The 23,871-nt window shown below is 44.2% G+C and carries 15 protein-coding genes, 16 tRNA genes and 3 rRNA genes; 30 read left to right on the plus strand and 4 right to left on the minus strand.

The genetic code is table 11. The features are described from left to right. Positions 1-497 precede the first annotated feature (497 nt). Both ACXAD1_RS04350 and ACXAD1_RS04355 read right to left on the minus strand, forming a co-directional pair. Positions 498-4,970, minus strand: coding sequence for a glutamate synthase-related protein (locus tag ACXAD1_RS04350; protein ID WP_474909562.1), 4,473 nt, complete (start codon positions 4,968-4,970; stop codon positions 498-500). A 411-nt stretch (positions 4,971-5,381) separates the two neighbouring features. Next, positions 5,382-6,677, minus strand: a complete 1,296-nt coding sequence (locus tag ACXAD1_RS04355) for a glutamate-1-semialdehyde 2,1-aminomutase (protein WP_474909563.1) — start codon at positions 6,675-6,677, stop codon at positions 5,382-5,384. 193 nt (positions 6,678-6,870) lie between these two features. On the opposite strand from ACXAD1_RS04355, the gene ACXAD1_RS04360 reads away from it, so the two are divergent. The 7 genes from ACXAD1_RS04360 (at position 6,871) to perR (ending at position 12,098) form a co-directional block, all read left to right on the plus strand. After that, positions 6,871-7,878 (plus strand): ABC transporter ATP-binding protein, encoded by a 1,008-nt coding sequence (locus tag ACXAD1_RS04360; RefSeq protein WP_474909564.1) that lies wholly within the window; start codon positions 6,871-6,873, stop codon positions 7,876-7,878. A gap of 34 nt (positions 7,879-7,912) precedes the next feature. Next, positions 7,913-8,704, plus strand: a complete 792-nt coding sequence (locus ACXAD1_RS04365) for an ABC transporter permease (protein ID WP_474909565.1) — start codon at positions 7,913-7,915, stop codon at positions 8,702-8,704. 3 nt (positions 8,705-8,707) lie between these two features. Further along, positions 8,708-9,493 (plus strand): ABC transporter permease, encoded by a 786-nt coding sequence (locus ACXAD1_RS04370; protein ID WP_206842616.1) that lies wholly within the window; start codon positions 8,708-8,710, stop codon positions 9,491-9,493. A gap of 138 nt (positions 9,494-9,631) precedes the next feature. Next, complete coding sequence (locus ACXAD1_RS04375; protein ID WP_206842618.1) at positions 9,632-10,045, plus strand: potassium channel family protein; 414 nt, start codon at positions 9,632-9,634, stop codon at positions 10,043-10,045. Positions 10,046-10,119: 74 nt separating this feature from the next. Continuing rightward, complete coding sequence (gene bcp / locus ACXAD1_RS04380) at positions 10,120-10,590, plus strand: thioredoxin-dependent thiol peroxidase (protein ID WP_474909566.1); 471 nt, start codon at positions 10,120-10,122, stop codon at positions 10,588-10,590. Positions 10,591-10,994: 404 nt separating this feature from the next. Continuing rightward, on the plus strand, positions 10,995-11,552 hold the full coding sequence (locus ACXAD1_RS04385) for a cob(I)yrinic acid a,c-diamide adenosyltransferase (RefSeq protein ID WP_474909567.1): 558 nt from the start codon (positions 10,995-10,997) through the stop codon (positions 11,550-11,552). Between the two features lie 108 nt (positions 11,553-11,660). Beyond that, positions 11,661-12,098 (plus strand): peroxide-responsive transcriptional repressor PerR, encoded by a 438-nt coding sequence (perR, locus tag ACXAD1_RS04390; protein ID WP_166672513.1) that lies wholly within the window; start codon positions 11,661-11,663, stop codon positions 12,096-12,098. A gap of 112 nt (positions 12,099-12,210) precedes the next feature. On the opposite strand, the gene ACXAD1_RS04395 is transcribed toward perR, so the two are convergent. Continuing rightward, on the minus strand, positions 12,211-12,567 hold the full coding sequence (locus ACXAD1_RS04395; RefSeq protein ID WP_009335859.1) for a YgzB family protein: 357 nt from the start codon (positions 12,565-12,567) through the stop codon (positions 12,211-12,213). A 150-nt stretch (positions 12,568-12,717) separates the two neighbouring features. On the opposite strand from ACXAD1_RS04395, the gene ACXAD1_RS04400 reads away from it, so the two are divergent. The 21 genes from ACXAD1_RS04400 to ACXAD1_RS04500 all read left to right on the plus strand — a co-directional run bounded on the left by ACXAD1_RS04400 (position 12,718) and on the right by ACXAD1_RS04500 (position 20,411). Then, entirely contained in the window at positions 12,718-13,593 is an 876-nt protein-coding gene (locus ACXAD1_RS04400; protein ID WP_206842701.1) for a nucleotidyltransferase-like protein, read from the plus strand. A gap of 277 nt (positions 13,594-13,870) precedes the next feature. Continuing rightward, a 16S ribosomal RNA gene (locus ACXAD1_RS04405) occupies positions 13,871-15,420 on the plus strand. Between the two features lie 180 nt (positions 15,421-15,600). Next, positions 15,601-15,732 carry a hypothetical protein gene (locus tag ACXAD1_RS04410; protein WP_289438779.1) on the plus strand — a complete coding sequence of 44 codons (132 nt, stop codon included), beginning with the start codon at positions 15,601-15,603 and terminating at the stop codon, positions 15,730-15,732. After that, positions 15,727-18,662, plus strand: a 23S ribosomal RNA gene (locus tag ACXAD1_RS04415). The genes ACXAD1_RS04410 and ACXAD1_RS04415 overlap by 6 nt, the downstream gene beginning before the upstream one ends. A gap of 126 nt (positions 18,663-18,788) precedes the next feature. After that, positions 18,789-18,905, plus strand: a 5S ribosomal RNA gene (rrf, locus tag ACXAD1_RS04420). The 16S, 23S and 5S rRNA genes sit together here with 16 tRNA genes alongside, the layout of an rRNA operon. 20 nt (positions 18,906-18,925) lie before the next feature. Continuing rightward, a tRNA-Asn gene (locus ACXAD1_RS04425) sits at positions 18,926-19,000 on the plus strand. A gap of 3 nt (positions 19,001-19,003) precedes the next feature. Then, a tRNA-Ser gene (locus tag ACXAD1_RS04430) sits at positions 19,004-19,094 on the plus strand. Between the two features lie 15 nt (positions 19,095-19,109). Further along, positions 19,110-19,184, plus strand: a tRNA-Glu gene (locus ACXAD1_RS04435). 4 nt (positions 19,185-19,188) lie between these two features. Continuing rightward, positions 19,189-19,264: transfer RNA gene (locus ACXAD1_RS04440), tRNA-Val, on the plus strand. Between the two features lie 9 nt (positions 19,265-19,273). Then, positions 19,274-19,347, plus strand: a tRNA-Met gene (locus ACXAD1_RS04445). 3 nt (positions 19,348-19,350) lie between these two features. After that, a tRNA-Asp gene (locus ACXAD1_RS04450) sits at positions 19,351-19,427 on the plus strand. 23 nt (positions 19,428-19,450) lie between these two features. Further along, positions 19,451-19,523: transfer RNA gene (locus tag ACXAD1_RS04455), tRNA-Phe, on the plus strand. Between the two features lie 18 nt (positions 19,524-19,541). After that, positions 19,542-19,617 (plus strand) — tRNA-Thr (locus ACXAD1_RS04460). Positions 19,618-19,633: 16 nt separating this feature from the next. Next, positions 19,634-19,717 (plus strand) — tRNA-Tyr (locus ACXAD1_RS04465). Positions 19,718-19,724: 7 nt separating this feature from the next. After that, positions 19,725-19,798 (plus strand) — tRNA-Trp (locus ACXAD1_RS04470). An 11-nt stretch (positions 19,799-19,809) separates the two neighbouring features. Continuing rightward, a tRNA-His gene (locus tag ACXAD1_RS04475) sits at positions 19,810-19,885 on the plus strand. 58 nt (positions 19,886-19,943) lie between these two features. Beyond that, positions 19,944-20,018: transfer RNA gene (locus ACXAD1_RS04480), tRNA-Gln, on the plus strand. Positions 20,019-20,022: 4 nt separating this feature from the next. Then, positions 20,023-20,097: transfer RNA gene (locus tag ACXAD1_RS04485), tRNA-Gly, on the plus strand. Positions 20,098-20,115: 18 nt separating this feature from the next. Beyond that, positions 20,116-20,189 (plus strand) — tRNA-Cys (locus tag ACXAD1_RS04490). Positions 20,190-20,217: 28 nt separating this feature from the next. Continuing rightward, positions 20,218-20,306: transfer RNA gene (locus ACXAD1_RS04495), tRNA-Leu, on the plus strand. A 23-nt stretch (positions 20,307-20,329) separates the two neighbouring features. After that, positions 20,330-20,411 (plus strand) — tRNA-Leu (locus ACXAD1_RS04500). Between the two features lie 823 nt (positions 20,412-21,234). Here ACXAD1_RS04500 and ACXAD1_RS04505 read toward each other — a convergent pair. After that, entirely contained in the window at positions 21,235-21,882 is a 648-nt protein-coding gene (locus tag ACXAD1_RS04505) for a nuclease-related domain-containing protein (RefSeq protein WP_474909568.1), read from the minus strand. Positions 21,883-22,063: 181 nt separating this feature from the next. On the opposite strand from ACXAD1_RS04505, the gene ACXAD1_RS04510 reads away from it, so the two are divergent. Both ACXAD1_RS04510 and ACXAD1_RS04515 read left to right on the plus strand, forming a co-directional pair. Further along, the gene (locus ACXAD1_RS04510) at positions 22,064-23,005 is read left to right on the plus strand and encodes a carbohydrate ABC transporter permease (RefSeq protein WP_474909569.1); all 942 of its coding nucleotides are present in this window, start codon (positions 22,064-22,066) and stop codon (positions 23,003-23,005) included. Beyond that, complete coding sequence (locus ACXAD1_RS04515; protein ID WP_206834740.1) at positions 23,005-23,832, plus strand: carbohydrate ABC transporter permease; 828 nt, start codon at positions 23,005-23,007, stop codon at positions 23,830-23,832. Before ACXAD1_RS04510 ends, ACXAD1_RS04515 begins: the two co-directional genes overlap by 1 nt. The last annotated feature ends 39 nt before the right edge of the window (positions 23,833-23,871 follow it).

Below are 23,871 nucleotides of genomic sequence, written 5' to 3' on the forward strand. Positions count from 1 at the left end.
TTTATCTTATGGCTCATTAAAAAGCAACTTGAATTAAACCGTAATTACAGTAATTATACATACTTTAAACGGTTTTGCTCATTATTAAACAATATTGTACTATACAGGGATATGGAAAGAAGTTCAAGGGGCATTTTCATGAAATTTTTATTAAAAGTTATTAAAAAAGGTAAGGGTGCCTAAATGATGTGAAAAGTTCAAGAGAACGGATAATAGTGCCGCTGAGGCAGCATGGAAACAGCGAATGGAACACAAGGAGCGGAATAGTGCCGCTGGGCGAATTGTGGAAACAGTGAAGGAACTAAAGCAACGGAATAGTGACGCTGGACGAGGCACAGAAGCAACGAAAGGAACTAAAGAAACGGAATAGTGCCGCTGGACGAGGCACAGAAGCAGTAAAGGGAACTAAAGAGTTGTGCCAAAACAGAATAAAGAAGCCAAACTAAAACTTAAAGCCCCATCCGCATAAACGGATGGGGCTTGATTGGTGCAGATCATCACTCTGTGGAAACAGAAGGATCTGCCTGTTCTTTAACCGGAATGACTTGAACGAAGTGGTCTTCCGGATGATTAAGAAGGGAATCAAGCTTTGAAGCTTCTTCTTCCTGGCCTTGATCTTTAAGCAATGCAACGTATTGGCCAAGCAGGTCTTTTACATCTTCCTTTCCTTTATCGGATAGAGAAGTAACAGAGACTTTTGCTCCCTTGGCAATTCTGAGCTGGATGGCTTCTTTTGTTAAGCCCATTTCCGGCTGATGTCTTAAGTAAACAACACCGCCTGTCATTCCTGCGCAGATCCATGGACCAGCATCGCCCAGGACCAGGCCTCGGCCATTAGTCATATACTCAAAGGCAAACCCTTTAATATTGGCATGTGAACCGATATTGCCGTATTCTTTTTCAGGCAGCGGCTTTTGCAGCTGGCCGCCGATAATCATATCTGCTCCAGATAATCTGATTCCGGCACGGGCGTCAGCGTTTCCTTGAGCCACAAGCAAACCTTGCTGAGCACCATAACCAAAGCCTTTACCAACAGAGCCATTGTAAAACTTGCCATTCTTGCCTTTTGCTTTAAAGATTTTAATTTGTCCGCCGAAAGAAGTTTTTCCGATGCCATCCTGGGCTCCTCCAGCAACTTCGATGTTGATGCCGAAGCTGTTGTAAGCTCCAAGGCCATTGCCCGGGATGGATCCGCCCTTGTATTTCAAATCAACTTGCGGAAGAGTTTTATAAGAACCGTCCAGTCTGTCTCTTACACGGTGGCAGGAAACCCGGCTTCCCAGTACACGCTGCTCGGAAGTGATGCTATGGAACTCACGTGACTGATGTAATTCTTCCACACTTGCGTCCAGATACTCTGCTCCAACAGCTACCTGCAGCTGGGCTTCCTGCAGGGCTTCAGGTGTTTCCTGAATAGAGAATTGGCCGATTTCAAGTGTTTTCAGAAGGTGAGTAAGATCGAGCTGATCCTGCCCCTTAATCTGTACAAGCAGGTCAGAACGCCCTACTGCATCCTGCAGGTTTTTTACACCAATTGAAGCTGCCAATGCTTTCAGTTCGTTGCCAAAAGCAGTAAACAGGTTCATGATGCCTTGGACAGCAAGGTCGAATTGGCGTGGAACAAACCTTCTTAAGCCATGTTCCTTCGCCTGTGCTTCTGAATCAATTTGTGTTGCAATACCGACATGACAAGTATCAAGATGGCAGCCGCGGCATGTCGTACAGCCGATAGCAAGCATGGAAAGTGTACCGAAGCCTACACGGTTAGCTCCTAGCAGCATAACCTTCAATACGTCTGCTGCACTCTTGATTCCGCCATCAGCCCAAAGCTCCACACTATCGCGGATTCCTGCTTCCAGCAGGGCATTGTGGGCTGCCTTAACACCAATTTCAACCGGAAGGCCTACGTGCTGCAAGGCATGAATTCTGGCTGCACCTGTACCTCCGTCAAAACCGCTCAATGTGATAATATCGGCGCCAGCTTTTGCAATCCCGACTGCGATGGTTCCAATATTTGGTACAACCGGCACCTTTACAGCAACTTTAGCTTTGTCATTGGCTGTTTTAAGTTCGTGAATCATCTGTGCCAAATCTTCAATCGAGTATATATCATGATTGTTCGAAGGTGAAATCAAATCCGATCCAATTGTTGCATTACGTGCCTCTGCAATTTTTGCAGTTACCTTGGATCCAGGAAGGTGACCTCCTTCACCCGGCTTTGCACCCTGCCCAATTTTTATCTCCAGCAGGTTGGATGAATTAAGGAGCTCTGCATTAACACCGAAGCGCCCTGATGCTACTTGCTGTCCGCGGGTTCTCGGATATTTTCCAAGCATATCCTTAATTTCTCCGCCTTCTCCATTGAGGCTGACCATGTTCAAGCGGTCAGCACCTTCAGCATAGGCTCTGAAGGCTGTTTCATTCTGAGACCCAAAGGACATGGAGGAGATGACAAATGGCAGGTCATGCTCGCCCACATGCAAGCTGATATCCTCAGGATTTAGGTGAGAATCAGTTTCCTTAAATCCGGTTAAATGACGGATTGTTGTTGGATTCTGGTCTTCCTGTTCTGTGATTTTTTCCTTATATGCATTGTAGTCACCAGTTGAGGCAACTTCGCCGATCGCTTTCCAGATACGTGGGAAAAGGCTGAATGTTTTTCCGATCCGTTCTTTTTCATTCTGGTAATCTTCTGCTCTTGCAAAAGCATCTTCCTTTAAAGCGCTAAAGCTAAAAGAAAGCTCCTTAGATCCGAAGAAATTTACTATATTCAGATATTCGGCTAATTCTTCGTGAAGACCAATGGCAGAGAATAAACGTCCATAGCCTCTTAATTCATGAATGCCGATTGTTGAAATGACTTTTTCAAGTCCTTTAGTCAGAGCTGAGTAAAGATTCTTCAGCGGTGTTTCAGATTCGCCTAGAACTGTCATAAACATATAGTAAGGACTTATAATATCAGCGCCTAAACCGAATGCTGTGATGATATCATGAAGCGATCTGATTGAAGCTGAGCGCAGCAATAGGGAACATTCACGGCGTATAGCTTCTTTTACCAGAGCTTGATCGATTGCAGAGACGGCAAGGTGCGGATCAATCCAGTAAGCATCCTCCTGATGAGCATTGGCGTCATCGAGTACAAGCAGGGTTTTGCCATTTTTGACAGCATCAACTGCTTCTGCTGATAAGCGGTCCAATGCTTCTTTTACCGTTTCATCTTTATTAAATGTGGTAGACAGATAAGATATCAGCTTTTGTTCCTGATAGAAGCAGGTTACCTGATCGTAGGTCGGCTGATTAAGTTCATCGGAACATTCAAAGCCTGCCTTGCCTTCTATTAAAATAGGAGTCTGCAATTCAATTACTGCCCCTGGCTCCTGTTTTTCAAATAATGAAGGACGCTGGCCGATAATCGTGCGGGTTGAGAAATGCTCAGTTTCCCGGTCACGGTCAATGGCAGGGTTTGTAACGACAGCAACACTTTCCTTAATAAAATCAGCGATGTTTTTCCGCTGAGGATTTAGTGCTGCTAAAGGGGAGTCGTGTCCAAGAGAACGAATTGGCTCCGCTCCTTTTTCTGCCATTTGCTCGACAAGCTGGACATGGTCTCTCTCCCAGCCGAAGGCTTTATACTGCCCGTTATGAATCTTATCCGGATAGTTTACTGAGATGGTTTTCTCCAGTTTAGGAGATTGCAGGCGAATCCGGAAGTTTTCAGCGTCCACTCTCTTTGAAAATCTGTCAAAAACTTCAGCCTGGTAATGGCTGTGTTCGTAAACGGCAAGTGTATCGCCGTCCCATTTTAAACCAACCTTTTCACCCGGTGAAAGCGGCTTAGGTTCATTTACATATTCACTGGATGGGATGATGCCAGGCTCAGAAGAGAACAGATAGGAACTTTCAGTTTCCAGCATCCAAAGCGGGCGGAGACCCAGCGCATCGACACTGAAAACAGCCTCATCGGCAAATCGGGAAATAATTCCTGCTGGACCTTGAGCAAAATGTCCCCATGCTTCACGGATATAGGCGTACATATCCTGAAGGTGATCAGGGTATGACTTGATTTCATTCACGATAGGCGGGAACATGACATCCATTGCTTCAAAGAGGGTATAGCCATCCCTGCAGATAAACGTTTCAAGTGTCCTGCTCAGATCCTGAGAGTCACTGCCGTCTTTTACAAGCGGAACGCCAACCATTTTGGCTTCATCCCTGAGTTTGGCAATCGTGTTGATTTCTCCGTTATGTCCTAACACACTAAAAGGCTGTACGCGGAAAAAGCTTGATAATGTGTTAGTGGAGTAGCGATTGTGCCCAAGAGTCATTGTTGAAGCAACAAGAGGGCTTGCTAAATCATGGTAGTATTTAGGCAGAATGTCTCCCGCTCCCATTACTTTGTATACAGCATGATACTGGCTTAGGGAAGCGACATGAACATGTTCGTCTTCTTCAAAGTCAACAATCAATTCAAACAGCTTTTTTGAAAGCTCCCCTCCAGTTTCCTCTGCTAAACAGGCAAACTGCCAGAATACAGGATTCTCCTGAATGGCAATGGGACCTAAAGCTGACGACTCAGTTACTTCGTCAGATGCATAAATAACCATTAGTTTTGCGTCAGCAAGCTTTTGCAGCAAAATGGCTTTAAGTGATTCAGTATCCTGCTTTCTGGACATGAACACATGTCCAACGACAAATCCTTCCTTTTCTGCTGCTTTAGGATCTGCTCCTGCTTCCTTTAACTTTTCTTTCCACAGCTCTCTTGGGATATCAATATGAATCCCTACGCCGTCACCTTCTCCATTTATAAAACCGGCACGGTGATTCATCGTAACAAGTGCGTTGATGCAGCTGAAAATATTTTCGCGGGTTGGGACTTTCTTTTTCTCCATTGCAGAAACAATGCCGCACGCATCGTGCTCCTGGCGGTGAAACTCTGTAAAAAGTGAAGGACTCCATTGCTGTAATGTCATAAAATTCGGCTGAAAATAAGGCTGTGCCTTAAAGCCGTTCACCTCCTGAAAAATAGTAATCTATAAAAATTTAATGTTTACGGGTTTTAAATGAGGCTGCTGCAAAGTTAATCTTGTTTTGAAAGGATAAATGCATAGGCATTTATTAAATGAATAGTTAGATTATTCGGGACAGGCTAATAAAATTATTAACTCTTTATGTCAGCGTAATCCGCTCTTACACAAAAGATTTCTCCTATCATATCATATGAATTTTCAGAAATCAATTATTTATACAAAAAGTTGGATATGATTTAAAGGAGGACATTGGTTTATGAATAAAAAATCGCCTTGTTTGTAAACGTTTTCATTATTGGAGTTAAAGAAAACGGAAGCATTTCTGCTCCCGTTAATGTATAAAAATATGAATATTTATTCGCCTTTTAATTGCTGAAATGCATTTTGTACTGCGAGAATCGTTGCTTGGATATCTTCCTCGGTATGCGCGATTGTCATAAACCATGCTTCATATTTTGATGGAGCCAGGTTTATTCCCTGATTGAGCATCAGTTTGAAGAATTTTGCAAACATTTCTCCATCTGTATTTTCCGCCTGCTCATAATTCACAACTTTTTCTTCTGTAAAGTAAATTGTCAGGGCACCCTTTAAGCGGTTAATTGTTATTGGAATGTTATGTTCTTCAGCAGCTGAGCTAATGCCTTTTTCAAGCATTTCGCCAAGTTGGTCCAGATATTCATAGACACCCGGCTGTTTCAATACTTCGAGACATGCAATTCCTGACAGAATCGAAGCTGGATTACCAGCCATTGTACCGGCTTGATATGCAGGACCTAACGGAGCTACTGTTTCCATGATTTCCTTTTTTCCGCCATACGCACCGATTGGAAGGCCGCCTCCAATGATTTTTCCCATAGCTGTCAAGTCCGGTTTTACACCCAGCAGGTCCTGTGCGCCGCCATACATAAACCGGAAAGCTGTGATGACTTCATCATAAATGACTAGTGCACCGGCTGCATGTGTTAATTCGTTAACCTGTTCCAAAAACCCTGGTTTAGGTTCAACAATTCCAAAGTTGCCGACAATCGGTTCAACCAGGACGGCAGCGATTTGGTCGCCCCATTTTTCCAGCGCTTCCTTATATGGTTCGATTTCATTGAAAGGAACTGTGATCACTTCCTGGGCAATGCTCTTTGGAACCCCGGCAGAGTCAGGGGTTCCAAGTGTTGACGGCCCTGAACCTGCAGCAACCAGTACAAGATCGGAATGGCCGTGATAGCAGCCTGCAAATTTAATGATTTTGTCCCTGCCTGTATAGGCTCTTGCAACACGGATCGTGGTCATGACCGCTTCAGTTCCTGAGTTCACAAAGCGGACTTTATCCAAATTAGGCATTGCTTCCTTTAGCATTTCCGCGAATTTCACTTCATGAGGTGTAGGAGTTCCATATAATACTCCGCGCTCAGCTGCTGTTTTTATTGCTTCTGTAATATGGGGGTGGGCATGTCCGGTAATGATGGGACCGTACGCAGCAAGATAATCGATATATTGATTGCCGTCCACATCCCAGAAATAAGCGCCCTGTGCACGTTCCATTGCAACCGGCGAGCCGCCGCCAACAGCTTTATAGGAGCGGGAAGGACTGTTCACTCCTCCGACAATATGTTCTAAAGCCTGTTTATGCAGCCGTTCAGAATTAGTAAATTGCATGTTAATCCTCCTGATAGAATCCAATTATAAGTTCATCATTATTTTAACATGTTTGGAAGGGGCTTCGTCCAATCTAATGGGAAGGCGGACTATTCTGTATTTTAGAAAGCTCGAATGGAGCAATCTAGTTGTGAAGAATGCGCTGTTTGTCTAAACTATTTCATTAGGGCATTAATTGGCAGGAGGAGTAATGATGAACGATGCAATTACAGTACGGAACTTAAAGAAGGAGTTTAAAGCTTATTCAAGCCGCTCAGGATTAAAAGGTGCTTTCCGTGATTTGCTTACAAGAAATTATAAGATTGTACCAGCGGTGAACAATATCAGTTTTAATGTAAAGCAAGGGGAGATGGTTGGGTATATAGGTGAAAATGGAGCGGGGAAATCAACCACCATAAAAATGCTGACGGGAATTCTAACCCCAACCAGCGGCGAAGTGACTGTGAATGGAATGAACCCCCATAAAGACCGTGAAAAATTCGTCAGCACGATTGGAGTGGTCTTCGGCCAGAGATCTCAGCTTTGGTGGGATATTGCTGTACAGGAATCCTTCAGGCTGCTCAAAAAGGTGTACAAAGTTTCCGATGAGCAATACGACAGCCATATGGCGCATGTTATTAAAACCTTAGATATTGAACCTCTGCTGGATAAGCCGGTCCGGAAGCTTTCACTCGGGCAAAGAATGAGGTGTGAACTGGCAGCAGCACTCATCCATAATCCGCCTCTGCTGTTCTTGGATGAGCCGACAATAGGGCTTGATGTACTTGTTAAATTAAAAATCAGGGAGTTTTTAAAAGAAATTAATGAAAAATATAATACAACCATTCTGCTGACTACTCATGATCTGTCTGATATTGAGGCGTTATGCGAACGCGTGGTTATGCTAGATGACGGGAAAATTATTTATGATGGTGCGTTAAAGAGCCTGAAGGAAAAATGGGGAGAGGGGAAGGAAATAGAGTTTCAATTTCTTGAAGAAGTGGATCTTAGTGACTTAAACAAAATAACGGCATCATCGGAAGTGAAATGGGAGAAGGATGAGAAAGAAGCGATCTTTACAGCCTTTGCAGAGGATAATGATGAACTGATTTCCCTGCTGATAGCTAAAGTCGTGGCGGATTTGAAAGTGAAAGACATCAATATTAAAGAAACTTCAACAGAGGAAATAATTAGAAATATTTATGACCGGGGGATCTCTTAATGAAAGGATTTATTTATATCGGGGGGGTGTTCCTGTGGATAAATATATAGAAATGATTCGGATCCGCTTTTTGATGATGCTTGCCTACCGAACGAATTACTATACAGGCATTCTGATATACAGCATTAATATTGGCGCTTACTATTTCTTGTGGAGCGCCATTTATGGAGAAAAAGATGCGATTGAGGGAATGTCTGTGATCCAGATGTCGACATATGTGGCTGTAGCCTGGATGGCAAGGGCATTTTACTTTAATAATATAGATCGGGAAATGGCTGCTGAAATTAAAGAAGGTAAAGTAGCGGTGGAACTGATCCGCCCATATAATTATTTGGGCATGAAAACGATGCAGGGATTGGGAGAAGGGATATTCCGCCTCTTCTTTTTCTCGGTTCCGGGAATGGTCATTGTCTCGTTTATTTTTCCGCTCCAATTTTCTGCGGATTGGACTACCTGGATTTTCTTTGCTGCATCGATTTTATTAAGTTTTCTTATAAATACCCAAATTAATTTGCTGACAGGTATTACCACTTTCTTCTTATTTAATAATACTGGGCTTATCCGGGCGAAAAGAGTTGTAATTGATCTCTTTTCCGGCCTTCTGATTCCTATCAGCTTTTTTCCGTTATGGGCACAGGATGTGTTAAGATTTCTCCCCTTTCAGGGGATCAGCTATGTGCCGAGTATGATTTTTACTAATAGTTTTTCGAATACTGAAGCCGTTCAGGCGATCGTGATGCAGGGTGTATGGGTGATTGTTCTAATCATACCAATTCAGGTTTTGTGGATCATAGCGAAAAAACAGCTCATTATTCAAGGAGGGTGACAGATGTTTTATATAACTATTTTCTTTCAATATGTCGCCCAATATATGAAAACAAGAATGCAGTACCGTGCAGATTTATTTGTTGAGATCTTTTCAGATCTATTATTTCAGGCAGTTAATTTAATTTTTATCTTAGTCGTCTTTGGCCATACAAATCTCCTTGGGGGCTGGACAAGGGATGAAATTATCTTTATTTACGGATTTTTCCTTGTTCCCTATGCACTGTTTTCATCTTTCTTTAATATCTGGGATTTTAATGAGAGGTATATTGTAAAAGGAGAACTCGATAGGATTTTGACCCGCCCGATCCATAGTCTATTCCAAATCGTTTTAGAACGGATGGAACTTGAATCTCTTTTTGGGGCTGTTACTGGAATTGCGGTTATGATTTACGCCGGTAACAGTCTTGGGTTAGAGATAAGCTGGACAGATCCATTCTTATTCTTCATATTTGTGATAGGTGGAATGCTTGTGTACGGAGGCATCTTTGTCATGATTGCCTGCATCAGCTTTTGGGCGGATGCCAGAACATCAATCATGCCGATGATGTACAACATCGGGAATTATGGAAGGTATCCGGTTGATATTTATAACAGTGTCATACGCTTCGTCTTAACCTGGGTGCTTCCGTTTGCCTTTGTTGGTGTATATCCTGCTTCATACTTTTTGGGGAAAGAGGAATGGTTTTTGTATTCCTTTTTAACGCCTGTAATCGGTATAGTATTTTTCGGCATTTCAATCCTGACTTGGAATTCGGGTGTTAAGCGTTATCGCGGTGCGGGCAATTAAAGCCGGGTTATAAACCTGGCTTTTTTATGGGAAGAAATTCTGGCTATAAGCAGAAAGACGTTTCAGAGACAGGCTGTCATACAGGACTGGCCATAAGCGTATAAATGAATTGAAAAGCATTTCGAAATGAGGTGCAGTATGGCATTTTATTTATCGCTGATTTTAATTGTGCTGTGCATGATCATGAGTCTGCAGACTCTTTTTTCATCCGCCAAGATAAAAGGAAGATGGGTTTCTGTTGAGAACTTTCTTTATCTAATAAGTTTGTATGCAACGATTATGATTGGGTTTGGCCTGATATATATTTGGCTTGATTTACATGGGCTGGTGGTTTTAATGGATGGCACTGACTATATGGAAACTGGTTTCCTCGAAAGACTGGAGACGGGCTTTTATTTTAGTGCGGTAACCCTTTTTTCGGTTGGGTATGGAGATATCAGTCCTATTGGAATAGGCAGGCTGATCGCGGTACTTGAGGCTTTGATTGGCTATGTGATCCCTGCAGCATTTGTAGCCAGGGTGGTATTTGATGCAGGTGACCGGGCTCCATAATGCCAGGAGTTGTTTTTGAACAAAAAGTTGGATAGGCTTAGAGTAAGAAACTTATCCAACAGGAGGAATAAAAGATGACAATTTCAATTGGAGAATTGGCACCGGATTTTGAACTGGCGGCCAGCAATGGTGAAAAAATAAAGCTATCAGATTACCGCGGGAAAAATATTGTTCTTTATTTTTACCCAAAAGACATGACGCCTGGCTGCACAACTCAGGCATGTGATTTCAAGGACCGGCATGAGAACTTTGCAGAAGTGAACGCAGTCGTTTTAGGAGTTAGCCCCGATCCCCTCAGCAGGCATGAGAAGTTTATTGAAAAGCATGGATTGCCTTTCCTGCTGCTTGCGGATGAGGACCATAAAGCCGCAGAGGCGTACGGTGTCTGGAAACTGAAAAAGAACTTCGGAAAAGAATATATGGGCATTGAGCGTTCCACTTTTATTATTGACCAGGAAGGCAAACTGGTTAAAGAGTGGCGCAAGGTGAAGGTAAAAGGGCATGTCGAGGAGGCACTGGAATATATTAAGGAGAATCTGGCCTAGCTGTAAATGGGTTGCCTATTTTTTAAAGGAACAAGGCTTTTGTCCATTCCTAAGAACAAGTTTTGCATATCATTTTATTAGGGCATACCTCCTCAGATACTTTTTCGAAACGGACCTGAACAGGTTCGTTTTTTTTATATTTATTATTTATGCCGAGGAAAAAGTGCACTTGAAAAAATAACCGAATTTCACATGCCTGCCTGGATGTTTTTTAAAAAGAGAGCCTCTGCCTAAAGGGCATCCATTATGGAGTATTGAAGGAAGTACAGTCACTCCTCATTTACCAAGCAGAACAAAAAGCTATTTGCCCAGATCTTTTGAAATTTTTAAGCATAACCTTCATACATATATAAAAAATAACAAAGATTATATTAACGTGATCGATTTTGAAAGAGGGTATTAAGATGAGGATTTATACAAAAACGGGAGATAAGGGAACAACGTCATTAATATACGGGCAGAGAGTCGGTAAAAATGACATTCGCGTTGAGGCTTACGGCTCATGTGATGAGGCAAATTCAATGATTGGAATGGCCTTAAGCCATCTAAAAAGTGAGTATTTCAGCGGCAAAGAAAAAGTGGAACAGGTATTTCATAAAGTGCAGACAGACCTGTTTCATGCAGGAGCAGAGCTAGCAACGCCTGCTGGAAAAGAAGTTAAATGGACGATAAAAGAAGAGGATATCACCTTCATGGAAAAGCAAATTGATGAGTGGGAAGCTGACCTTGCAGAGCTTAATAACTTTATATTACCCGGCGGTCATCCTTCGGGAGCTGCATTCCATGTGGCTAGAACGGTGGCTAGGAGAGCGGAACGATGTGCGGTCTCACTCGGCGAAGAATTGAATCCGCTCGTTTTAGTATACCTGAACCGATTGTCAGATCTGCTGTTTGTTGCTGCCCGATTTGTCAATCATCATTTAGGTTCTGGTGAGCAATCGCTTCACTCTGAAAAGAGTTGATTCCCTTTATTAAGGAGTTTGTAATATTGACAAATGTGGTAAAAAATTAGTACACTATTTATAAAGATTATAAAGTAAGAATATTTGTTGGAAAAGAGGTGCATGGCGGTGGCGCATATGGAATTAAAAGAGGCGCTGGATACTTTAAAAGACACTGGAGTCCGTATCACTCCGCAGCGTCATGCGATACTTGAATATTTAATAAACTCCATGTCACACCCTACTGCTGACGATATATACAAAGCATTAGAGGGTAAATTTCCAAATATGAGTGTGGCAACAGTTTACAATAATTTACGAGTATTCCGTGAGGTTGGCCTGGTAAAGGAACTGACATATGGTGACGCATCTAGCCGCTTCGATTTTGTAACCACTCATCATTATCATGTCATATGTGAAAGCTGCGGCAAGATTGTAGACTTTCACTATCCTGGTCTTGATGAAGTAGAGCACCTTGCTTCACATGTTACAGGTTTTAAAATTAGCCATCATAGAATGGAGATTTACGGAACGTGTCCGGAATGTGCAAGTAAAGAAGCTCACTAATAAATTATTTAAAGCTGCCGGCTGTGTGCTGTCAGCTTTTTATTTTTCCATTAAAAAACCGGCTGTCATTTAGCCGGTCATTCTTGAACTTGAGTATGAAGCAGGAGATAAATCAGCTCTGCTTCGTATTTTTTTTGTTGTATTTTTCATCAAATTCAACGCCCTCAAGTTTTGGATCGAGCGTTAAAGGTTCATTACAGTACATGCACATATCAACGCGGCCAAGCATCTTTGTATGTTTTCCGCAATTAGGGCAAACCACCTGCACGGTTTTTGTTGAAAGCATGCCGATCCAAAAATATACACCGGTGCTAGCAAGAATGCAGAGCATTCCAAGAAGCATAAATATTGTCATGAGAAGAGCGGAATTCCTAAAGAATATTCCGAGATACATAACGATAAATCCGATAAAAATTAAACTAAGGGCAAATGTACGAATCTTATTGATTTTATTTGAGTACTTAGCCATTCTGCTCCCTCCTAAAAACTAACTATACCATACTCCTTTTGCTTAAATAAATATTAATATAGAATGGTGTCGAAAAATGTCTCACATTTAGGAAGGATTTCATTTATAATTGTCGAAGATATACGCTATCAATAAAATGGAGGAATTATGATGGAAGATATTCTCCGTCCTATATATCAAGAACGGGCAAGCCAGACAAACACTCTTGGCGTGATTATGACCGAAAAACTGCATAAAGCGATTCCTGCTACTGATACATTTGATGCTGTACTGCTGATCCTTGTAGAGGAAGCAGATGAACCTGTGTTTGTTAAACATTACACATATAAAGATAAAAAGGCTGCTCTTCATATCGTGACAGACAAGCAGCTTCGTGAATGGATCCTGCTGGGGACGAACCGAAAGATCTTTGACTGGCTCTATAATGGGAAAGTTTTATTTGATCGAAATGAATATATTCATAACCTGAAGGTGGAATTAAGAGAGTTTCCGTTCTATGGGCGAAAATTAAAAATGGGTCTTGAGTTTGCCAAGCTGATTAGAAGATATATGGATGGCAAAGCCTTTTTTGAAAATCGCCATTATTTCGATGCCTATAACCATATTGTTCATTCCCTTCATCACCTGGCCAGGCTGGCTGTTATCGAAAATGGATTCCATCCAGAGGTAACTGTCTGGAATCAGGTAAAGCAAATTGAACCTGAAATAATGAAGCTATATGAAGAATTGGTGAATAGCCAGGAGCCTCTCGAAAAGAGACTGGAGCTTCTATTCCTTGCAAGTGAATTTTTAATTCATTCAAGAACTAAGCAAGGAATCAGCCATCTTGCAGATGTGCTTGCTGAGAAAGATGAATGGTCCATCCACGATATTATGAACCATGAGGAGCTTTATCTATATGCAGTTGACTTAAGCATGCTTCTTGAGTATTTGATTGATAAGCATTTTATCGAAGTAGTAAATGTGGAAACAAAAGGTCAAGGGATTTATCACAGGTATTACAAACTCAAAAAAAAATTATCGTAAAAAAACTTTAAAAGTTATTGACCTTTATTTAAATCCTTGTTATATTTATATCCGTCGCTGCGATATGAACGAAAAACATTTTCACAGACGACGGATAACTTATAAAAAAAGTGTTGACAACTAAAATCAGCACATGTTATATTTATAAAGTCGCTTCTGAGCGATCAGGTAAAATATAACAAAGAGAAATTGATCTTTGAAAACTGAACGAACATAAACGTCAACGTTAAATCTTTAGTCTTTTTTGAAAAGACAACTTATGAGCTTAATCAACTCTTATATGGAGAGTTTGATCCTGGCTCAGGACGAACGCTGGCGGCGTGCCTAATACATGCAAGTCGAGCGGACAGATGGGAGCTTGCTCCCTGAAGTCAGCGGCGGACGGGTGAGTAACACGTGGGCAACCTGCCTGTAAGGCTGGGATAACTCCGGGAAACCGGGGCTAATACCGGATGATTCTTTCTCTCACATGAGGGAAAGCTGAAAGATGGTTTCGGCTATCACTTACAGATGGGCCCGCGGCGCATTAGCTAGTTGGTGAGGTAACGGCTCACCAAGGCGACGATGCGTAGCCGACCTGAGAGGGTGATCGGCCACACTGGGACTGAGACACGGCCCAGACTCCTACGGGAGGCAGCAGTAGGGAATCTTCCGCAATGGACGAAAGTCTGACGGAGCAACGCCGCGTGAGTGATGAAGGTTTTCGGATCGTAAAACTCTGTTGTTAGGGAAGAACAAGTACCGGAGTAACTGCCGGTACCTTGACGGTACCTAACCAGAAAGCCACGGCTAACTACGTGCCAGCAGCCGCGGTAATACGTAGGTGGCAAGCGTTGTCCGGAATTATTGGGCGTAAAGCGCGCGCAGGCGGTTCCTTAAGTCTGATGTGAAAGCCCCCGGCTCAACCGGGGAGGGTCATTGGAAACTGGGGAACTTGAGTGCAGAAGAGAAGAGTGGAATTCCACGTGTAGCGGTGAAATGCGTAGAGATGTGGAGGAACACCAGTGGCGAAGGCGACTCTTTGGTCTGTAACTGACGCTGAGGCGCGAAAGCGTGGGGAGCAAACAGGATTAGATACCCTGGTAGTCCACGCCGTAAACGATGAGTGCTAAGTGTTAGAGGGTTTCCGCCCTTTAGTGCTGCAGCAAACGCATTAAGCACTCCGCCTGGGGAGTACGGCCGCAAGGCTGAAACTCAAAGGAATTGACGGGGGCCCGCACAAGCGGTGGAGCATGTGGTTTAATTCGAAGCAACGCGAAGAACCTTACCAGGTCTTGACATCTCCTGACAACCCTAGAGATAGGGCGTTCCCCTTCGGGGGACAGGATGACAGGTGGTGCATGGTTGTCGTCAGCTCGTGTCGTGAGATGTTGGGTTAAGTCCCGCAACGAGCGCAACCCTTGATCTTAGTTGCCAGCATTCAGTTGGGCACTCTAAGGTGACTGCCGGTGACAAACCGGAGGAAGGTGGGGATGACGTCAAATCATCATGCCCCTTATGACCTGGGCTACACACGTGCTACAATGGATAGTACAAAGGGCTGCGAGACCGCGAGGTTAAGCGAATCCCATAAAACCATTCTCAGTTCGGATTGCAGGCTGCAACTCGCCTGCATGAAGCCGGAATCGCTAGTAATCGCGGATCAGCATGCCGCGGTGAATACGTTCCCGGGCCTTGTACACACCGCCCGTCACACCACGAGAGTTTGTAACACCCGAAGTCGGTGGGGTAACCTTTTGGAGCCAGCCGCCTAAGGTGGGACAGATGATTGGGGTGAAGTCGTAACAAGGTAGCCGTATCGGAAGGTGCGGCTGGATCACCTCCTTTCTAAGGATATTTACATGAAACGTGACGTGTTTTGTTCGTTCAGTTTTGAGAGTTCAATCTCTCAATGAAAGAGTCGTTCTTTGAAAACTAGATAATGTTAATGAAGAAGCAATAACCGAGTAATCGCCATCTTAGTTTTTTCTCTTATTTTTGTTTTAAAACGAAGTAAGAGCACAAACCATGAGGGCAATGAGAAGCAAGAAGATCAAGGAAGCGACTGAACGAGCACCGGAGCGTACGAGAGTACGTGAGGAGCACAGTGACGGAGCTGACGCAGAGATTCGCCGCTTATCATTGGCCGAAGCAGGTTAAGTTAGAAAGGGCGCACGGTGAATGCCTTGGCACTAGGAGCCGATGAAGGACGGTACTAACACCGATATGCTTCGGGGAGCTGTAAGTAAGCTTTGATCCGGAGATTTCCGAATGGGGAAACCCCCTATCCGTAATGGGATAGGATCTTTACCTGAATACATAGGGTATTGAAGGCAGACCCGGGGAACTGAAACATCTAAGTACCCGGAGGAAGAGAAAGCAAACGCGATTCCCTGAGTAGCGGCGAGCGAAACGGGATTAGCCCAAACCAGGAGGCTTGCCTCCTGGGGTTGTAGGACACTCTACACGGAGTTACAAAGGAACGAGGTAAATGAACAGGTCTGGAAAGGCCGGCCAGAGAAGGTAAAAGCCCTGTAGTTGAAACTTCGTTCCCTCCAGAGTGGATCCTGAGTACGGCGGGACACGAGAAATCCCGTCGGAAGCAGGGAGGACCATCTCCCAAGGCTAAATACTCCCTAGTGACCGATAGTGAACCAGTACCGTGAGGGAAAGGTGAAAAGCACCCCGGAAGGGGAGTGAAAGAGATCCTGAAACCGTGTGCCTACAAGTAGTTAGAGCCCGTTAATGGGTGATAGCGTGCCTTTTGTAGAATGAACCGGCGAGTTACGATTACATGCGAGGTTAAGTTGAAGAGACGGAGCCGCAGCGAAAGCGAGTCTGAATAGGGCGAATGAGTATGTGGTGGTAGACCCGAAACCAGGTGATCTACCCATGTCCAGGGTGAAGTCCAGGTAACACTGGATGGAGGCCCGAACCCACGCACGTTGAAAAGTGCGGGGATGAGGTGTGGGTAGCGGAGAAATTCCAATCGAACTTGGAGATAGCTGGTTCTCTCCGAAATAGCTTTAGGGCTAGCCTCATGTAGTAAGAGTCTTGGAGGTAGAGCACTGTTTGGACTAGGGGCCCCCATCGGGTTACCGAATTCAGACAAACTCCGAATGCCAAAGACTTATCCATGGGAGTCAGACTGCGAGTGATAAGATCCGTAGTCAAGAGGGAAACAGCCCAGACCACCAGCTAAGGTCCCAAAGTATACGTTAAGTGGAAAAGGATGTGGAGTTGCTTAGACAACCAGGATGTTGGCTTAGAAGCAGCCACCATTTAAAGAGTGCGTAATAGCTCACTGGTCGAGTGACTCCGCGCCGAAAATGTACCGGGGCTAAACGTATCACCGAAGCTGTGGATTGACATCTTTCGATGTCAGTGGTAGGAGAGCGTTCTAAGGGCGTTGAAGCCAGACCGCAAGGACTGGTGGAGCGCTTAGAAGTGAGAATGCCGGTATGAGTAGCGAAAGATGGGTGAGAATCCCATCCACCGAATGCCTAAGGTTTCCTGAGGAAGGCTCGTCCGCTCAGGGTTAGTCGGGACCTAAGCCGAGGCTGAAAAGCGTAGGCGATGGACAACAGGTTGATATTCCTGTACCACCTCTTTACCGTTTGAGCAATGGGGGGACGCAGGAGGATAGGGTAAGCGCGCTGCTGGATTAGCGCGTCCAAGCAGTTAGGCCGGTAACGAGGCAAATCCCGTTACCACACAGGCTGAGCTGTGACGGCGAGGGAAATTTAGTACCGAAGTTCCTGATTCCACACTGCCAAGAAAAGCCTCTAGCGAGGGAAAAGGTGCCCGTACCGCAAACCGACACAGGTAGGCGAGGAGAGAATCCTAAGGTGAGCGAGAGAACTCTCGTTAAGGAACTCGGCAAAATGACCCCGTAACTTCGGGAGAAGGGGTGCTCATTAGGGTGCATAGCCCTGATGAGCCGCAGTGAATAGGCCCAGGCGACTGTTTAGCAAAAACACAGGTCTCTGCGAAGCCGCAAGGCGAAGTATAGGGGCTGACGCCTGCCCGGTGCTGGAAGGTTAAGAGGAGAGGTTAGCGCAAGCGAAGCTTTGAATCGAAGCCCCAGTAAACGGCGGCCGTAACTATAACGGTCCTAAGGTAGCGAAATTCCTTGTCGGGTAAGTTCCGACCCGCACGAAAGGCGTAACGATCTGGGCACTGTCTCAACGAGAGACTCGGTGAAATTATAGTACCTGTGAAGATGCAGGTTACCCGCGACAGGACGGAAAGACCCCGTGGAGCTTTACTGTAGCCTGATATTGAATTTTGGTACAGCTTGTACAGGATAGGTAGGAGCCTGAGAAGCCGGAGCGCCAGCTTCGGTGGAGGCGTCGGTGGGATACTACCCTGGCTGTATTGAAATTCTAACCCGCGCCCCTGATCGGGGCGGGAGACAGTGTCAGGTGGGCAGTTTGACTGGGGCGGTCGCCTCCTAAAAAGTAACGGAGGCGCCCAAAGGTTCCCTCAGAATGGTTGGAAATCATTCGCAGAGTGTAAAGGCACAAGGGAGCTTGACTGCGAGACCTACAAGTCGAGCAGGGACGAAAGTCGGGCTTAGTGATCCGGTGGTTCCGCATGGAAGGGCCATCGCTCAACGGATAAAAGCTACCCCGGGGATAACAGGCTTATCTCCCCCAAGAGTCCACATCGACGGGGAGGTTTGGCACCTCGATGTCGGCTCATCGCATCCTGGGGCTGTAGTCGGTCCCAAGGGTTGGGCTGTTCGCCCATTAAAGCGGTACGCGAGCTGGGTTCAGAACGTCGTGAGACAGTTCGGTCCCTATCCGTCGTGGGCGCAGGAAATTTGAGAGGAGCTGTCCTTAGTACGAGAGGACCGGGATGGACGCACCGCTGGTGTACCAGTTGTCTTGCCAAAGGCATCGCTGGGTAGCTATGTGCGGAAGGGATAAGTGCTGAAAGCATCTAAGCATGAAGCCCCCCTCGAGATGAGATTTCCCATAGCGTCAAGCTAGTAAGATCCCTGAAAGATGATCAGGTTGATAGGTCAGAGGTGGAAGCGTGGCGACATGTGGAGCTGACTGATACTAATCGATCGAGGACTTAACCAAGTCATTGGTGAATACTCGGCAATACTTCTTCATGCATTATCTAGTTTTGAGGGAACGAAAAAAAGTAAATTTCCTCTTGAAAAATGATAGAAAGACGGTATAATAATACTTGTCTTTGAAAAATAGTCTGGTGGCGATGGCGAGAAGGTCACACCCGTTCCCATACCGAACACGGAAGTTAAGCTTCTCAGCGCCGATGGTAGTTAGGGGCTGTCCCCTTGTGAGAGTAGGACGCTGCCGGGCTGTTTTACAAATATCATTATTCCGCAGTAGCTCAGTGGTAGAGCATTCGGCTGTTAACCGAACGGTCGTAGGTTCGAATCCTACCTGCGGAGCCAAATGGAGAGCTGTCCGAGTGGCCGAAGGAGCACGATTGGAAATCGTGTATACGCTAACCGCGTATCAAGGGTTCAAATCCCTTGCTCTCCGCCATTATAATTTCATATTGGCCCCTTGGTCAAGCGGTTAAGACACCGCCCTTTCACGGCGGTAACACGGGTTCGAATCCCGTAGGGGTCACCATTTTGGAGGATTAGCTCAGCTGGGAGAGCATCTGCCTTACAAGCAGAGGGTCGGCGGTTCGATCCCGTCATCCTCCACCATATTATTGTCGCGGGGTGGAGCAGTCCGGTAGCTCGTCGGGCTCATAACCCGAAGGTCGCAGGTTCAAATCCTGCCCCCGCAATCTGGTCCGGTAGTTCAGTTGGTTAGAATGCCTGCCTGTCACGCAGGAGGTCGCGGGTTCGAGTCCCGTCCGGACCGCCATTTTTACAATATTAATAATATGTGGCTCAGTAGCTCAGTCGGTAGAGCAAAGGACTGAAAATCCTTGTGTCGGCGGTTCGATTCCGTCCTGAGCCACCTTTACTGAATTGATTAGCCGGTGTAGCTCAATTGGTAGAGCAACTGACTTGTAATCAGTAGGTTGGGGGTTCAAGTCCTCTCGCCGGCACCATTTTTTATGTTAATATGGAGGGGTAGCGAAGTGGCTAAACGCGGCGGACTGTAAATCCGCTCCTTCGGGTTCGGCAGTTCGAATCTGCCCCCCTCCACCATTTAAATAGGGGTATAGTTTAATGGTAAAACGAAGGTCTCCAAAACCTTTGATGTGGGTTCGATTCCTACTACCCCTGCCAATATTATTATGGCGGCTGTGGCGAAGTGGTTAACGCATCGGATTGTGGCTCCGACACTCGTGGGTTCGATTCCCATCAGTCGCCCCATAATTTTAAAGTAACAGTACGAGTATAACTCACATATAAATGTAATACGAATGATCAATGGGCTATAGCCAAGCGGTAAGGCACCGGACTTTGACTCCGTCACTCGCAGGTTCGAATCCTGCTAGCCCAGCCATTTTGCGGAAGTAGTTCAGTGGTAGAACATCACCTTGCCAAGGTGGGGGTCGCGGGTTCGAATCCCGTCTTCCGCTCCAGAATAATATTTAATTTATGGCGGCATAGCCAAGTGGTAAGGCAGAGGTCTGCAAAACCTTTACCACCGGTTCGAATCCGGTTGCCGCCTCCATAATCTAAATCTTGACTCGCTGATATACGCCGGGGTGGCGGAACTGGCAGACGCACAGGACTTAAAATCCTGCGGTAGGTGACTACCGTACCGGTTCGATTCCGGTCCTCGGCACCACAAGATTTACTACATTTTAATATGCCGGTGTGGCGGAATTGGCAGACGCGCACGACTCAAAATCGTGTTCCTTCTGGAGTGTCGGTTCGACCCCGACCACCGGTATCTGAAAAGAGGCTTCCTTTATTGGGAAACCTTTTTTTGTTGTTGACTAATATATTTACGTGGAAATTTTAATGCGGATAGCAATTATGAGTGCAACGATTCGGCTGATTAAAATGAAAGTTGTATCAATACAGGGTCCGAACGATTCAGAAGGTAGTTTCGAAAAAGGGTTCTGAACTGTTCGGAAGTAATTCAAAAGGGCATTATTCTTGTCTTGGCAGGAGGAATAAATGACGTTGTGTCTTAATAATGAAAATTGACTAGACTAATAGCTAAAGCGGCAGAATAGTGCCATTCAGTTTCAAAGATGTCATGTGAACGGAACTAATGCAGCAGAATAGAGCACTTAAGGTTCGATGACATCATGTAAACGGAACTAATGCGGCAGAATAATGTCGTTAAGGTTCGAAGATATAATGTGAATGGAACTAAAAGTACTGAATAGAGCCATTCAGTGTTGATAGATTGAATTAAAAGATTCTAATTCATGATTAGTGCGAGGAAAGCCGAAGGGGACATGCCTTACAGTTGAAAGTAAGCTATCACAACAACAAAATTATGGTTTATTCAAAGTAAGAAGTCTTGACATGAATGATATGATTAAAGTTGTTTGATAGTATTTTCCGGATTTTTTTCTTTGAAATAATATCTGAACACCATTCATGCACAATATTGGTTGTTAACAGCATTTCGGGAAACATTACTCTAAATTCTTTAATATTTCTAAGGATTGCCAATTCGACATCTTCTTTGCATCCACAATTGTTACATACTAATGCAGCTCTATGCAATCGCTCCATAAAGTGCTGGCAAGAAGCACACCTTACCCCTTCTCCAATTTCTCAAAGGTATACTCAAATCTCCTGCCATAAGGATTATCCTTCAAATGCATGGACATTAGCTTGTCCGCCAGCATTAAATGTTTTTTATTCGGCTGCTGAGATTTCAATTTTAGCCTGTCTATTAATCGTTTAGTTTGTGCTGGAAGTATAGCAGGAAGATTCATTGTGGCTTGATAAAGATGAAACTCGGGGTTAATAAAAATTAGAAGAGCCTTAAGAGGGGTTTTTACTCCCAATTCCTGCAGAAGTCTTCTCAGGAGAGATTCACTTCGCTGCAGCTGCAGAAGAGGGTTTTTAACTTCAGTATTTGATGGTGCGGTGTACCATCTGTCTTGTTCGATATAAAAGTCTCCCGCATAATTCTTAACTTCAAAAATATAGATGCAGTCCCCAGTGATTAATAGTGAATCTATTTGGAAAAAGGTGTTACTGTAATCGAACAATAAATCATGAAGAATAATCCATTCCTCAGGTAATTCTTCGAGGAGCTGATCAAATATTTTCTCACTTGAAAAACCTTTTTCTAAATTATGAAAGTGGCTGTAATCTTTAGGGGACAGCCGCAATCTTCCATTTAAAAACCGAAGCATCTTTAATTCTACTGGTTCATACCGAAATTTTAATATCATATCTCACATCCCAATATTCAAGATAGCTTCATTCTATGCAATATCTTCCATTAAAAAAAGTTACAATTTAAGAAGTCAAAATATTGCACCATTTTAGTCAATCCAGTCACCTATATATGCAAGCGGTTTCAAATATAATGTAGGAAAGCGTTTGCAAGAAATGAGGGGGCGGTGAAGACAATTGGAGACAAAGGCTGAGATACGGAAACCAGCAGTTAATTCAGAGATAAAAACAGTATCCAGGAAAAAAGCAAATCTGAAAAAAATTCTAACATATAGTGCTTTTGTAGGGCCGGCATTAATTTTTTTCCTGGTGATTCAGATCATTCCTTTCTTGATGGGGATTTATTATTCTTTTACGTCATGGAATGGTGTCAGTTCTGTGGTTGAATGGGTCGGACTTGAAAATTATATAAAGATCTTTAAGAATGATCCTAAGTTTTTTGATTCTTTTATTTTTACTACCAAGTTTATGTTAGCTTCGGTTATTATTAGTAATTTACTAGGTTTTGGGCTTGCATTACTATTGAACGCAGCCTTGAAGTCCAGGAATTTATTGCGGACTGTATTTTTCATTCCTAACGTTATCGGGGGATTATTACTTGGATTCATCTGGCAGTTTATTTTTGTAAAAGGGTTTGCTGCAATTGGAAATCTGACAGATCTGTCCGTTTTTAAGCTTCCGTGGCTTGGGGATGAGACAACAGCATTCTGGGGAATTGTGATTGTGTTTGCCTGGCAGATCAGCGGATATATGATGGTTATTTATATTGCAGCGCTGCAGGGGGTTGATCAGACACTGCTGGAGGCTGCAAGGATCGATGGAGCATCGAGCTGGACACTTTTGACGAAAATTATCATTCCTCTAATTTTGCCGGCGTTTACAATTTGTTTCTTTTTAACTATTTCAATGGCATTTAAGATTTTCGATCTGAATATTTCACTGACAGGCGGCGGGCCATTTAATTCAACTCAATCTGTTGCGATTAATATCTATCAGGAAGCTTTCCAGAATAACAGGTATGGTCTGGGTACCGCGAAATCCATTTTGTTCTTCCTTGTTGTAGCAATTTTTACAACGGTTCAGGTGATGATGACCAAGAAAAGGGAGGTTGAGGCATAATGAATCCCAGATATACGAAGGTTACGTTTCTGCTGGAGATTATCGGAATCGTATTAGGAGTCATATTCCTCATACCTTTTTATTTCGTGATCATCAATTCTGTAAAAGGCTTTGCAGATATTTTGATTGATGCTGCAGCTTGGCCGCAGGAATTTTTATTCTCCAATTACTTGAAGGTATGGGATATCATTAATTTCCCGAGGGCCTTCTGGAATTCGCTTATAATTACGGTAGTCAGCAATATTGGACTTGTTGTCATTAGTTCCATGGCTGCCTGGAAGATGGTTCGAACCCCAGGGAAATTCAGCAAAATTCTGTTTGCATTATTTGTATCTGCCATGGTTATTCCATTCCAGACAGTCATGATACCGCTGATGAAGCTGGGAGGCACGCTGAATCTGACAAACAGCATACCTGGCCTTATCATTATGTATTTTGGCTTTGGTGTACCGTTATCGCTTTTTCTGTATCACGGCTTTATTAAAACAGTTCCAATCGAGATAGAAGAATCGGCCCGAATTGATGGGTGCAGCCAGTTTGGGGTCTTTTGGAGAATTGTTTTTCCGCTTCTAAAGCCAATCACTGTCACGGTTGTTATTTTAAATACGTTATGGATCTGGAATGATTATCTGCTGCCGCTTCTTGTTCTTCAGGATGCAGAGCTTAGGACGATTCCTTTAGCCACAAGCTCATTTTTTGCCCAATATACAAAGCAATGGGACATGGGACTGGCCGCCCTTGTGATGGGCATTACCCCGGTCGTTATTTTCTTCCTGTTTCTGCAGAGGCATATTATTAAAGGCATTGCACAAGGCTCCATCAAGTAGTTATAGAGACTTTTGCGGCCAAATGGGCCGTTAAAGTTT

The sequence above is a fragment of the Cytobacillus sp. ABV4_503 genome, from assembly GCF_056158445.1.

Coding starts and splice junctions, on each gene's coding strand:
- ACXAD1_RS04350 (WP_474909562.1), bottom strand. CDS start 4,970: ATGACATTACAGCAATGGAGTCCTTCACTTTTTACAGAGTTTCACCGC.
- ACXAD1_RS04355 (WP_474909563.1), bottom strand. CDS start 6,677: ATGCAATTTACTAATTCTGAACGGCTGCATAAACAGGCTTTAGAACAT.
- ACXAD1_RS04360 (WP_474909564.1), top strand. CDS start 6,871: ATGAACGATGCAATTACAGTACGGAACTTAAAGAAGGAGTTTAAAGCT.
- ACXAD1_RS04370 (WP_206842616.1), top strand. CDS start 8,708: ATGTTTTATATAACTATTTTCTTTCAATATGTCGCCCAATATATGAAA.
- ACXAD1_RS04375 (WP_206842618.1), top strand. CDS start 9,632: ATGGCATTTTATTTATCGCTGATTTTAATTGTGCTGTGCATGATCATG.
- bcp (WP_474909566.1), top strand. CDS start 10,120: ATGACAATTTCAATTGGAGAATTGGCACCGGATTTTGAACTGGCGGCC.
- ACXAD1_RS04385 (WP_474909567.1), top strand. CDS start 10,995: ATGAGGATTTATACAAAAACGGGAGATAAGGGAACAACGTCATTAATA.
- ACXAD1_RS04395 (WP_009335859.1), bottom strand. CDS start 12,567: ATGGCTAAGTACTCAAATAAAATCAATAAGATTCGTACATTTGCCCTT.
- ACXAD1_RS04400 (WP_206842701.1), top strand. CDS start 12,718: ATGGAAGATATTCTCCGTCCTATATATCAAGAACGGGCAAGCCAGACA.
- ACXAD1_RS04410 (WP_289438779.1), top strand. CDS start 15,601: ATGAGGGCAATGAGAAGCAAGAAGATCAAGGAAGCGACTGAACGAGCA.
- ACXAD1_RS04505 (WP_474909568.1), bottom strand. CDS start 21,882: ATGATATTAAAATTTCGGTATGAACCAGTAGAATTAAAGATGCTTCGG.
- ACXAD1_RS04515 (WP_206834740.1), top strand. CDS start 23,005: ATGAATCCCAGATATACGAAGGTTACGTTTCTGCTGGAGATTATCGGA.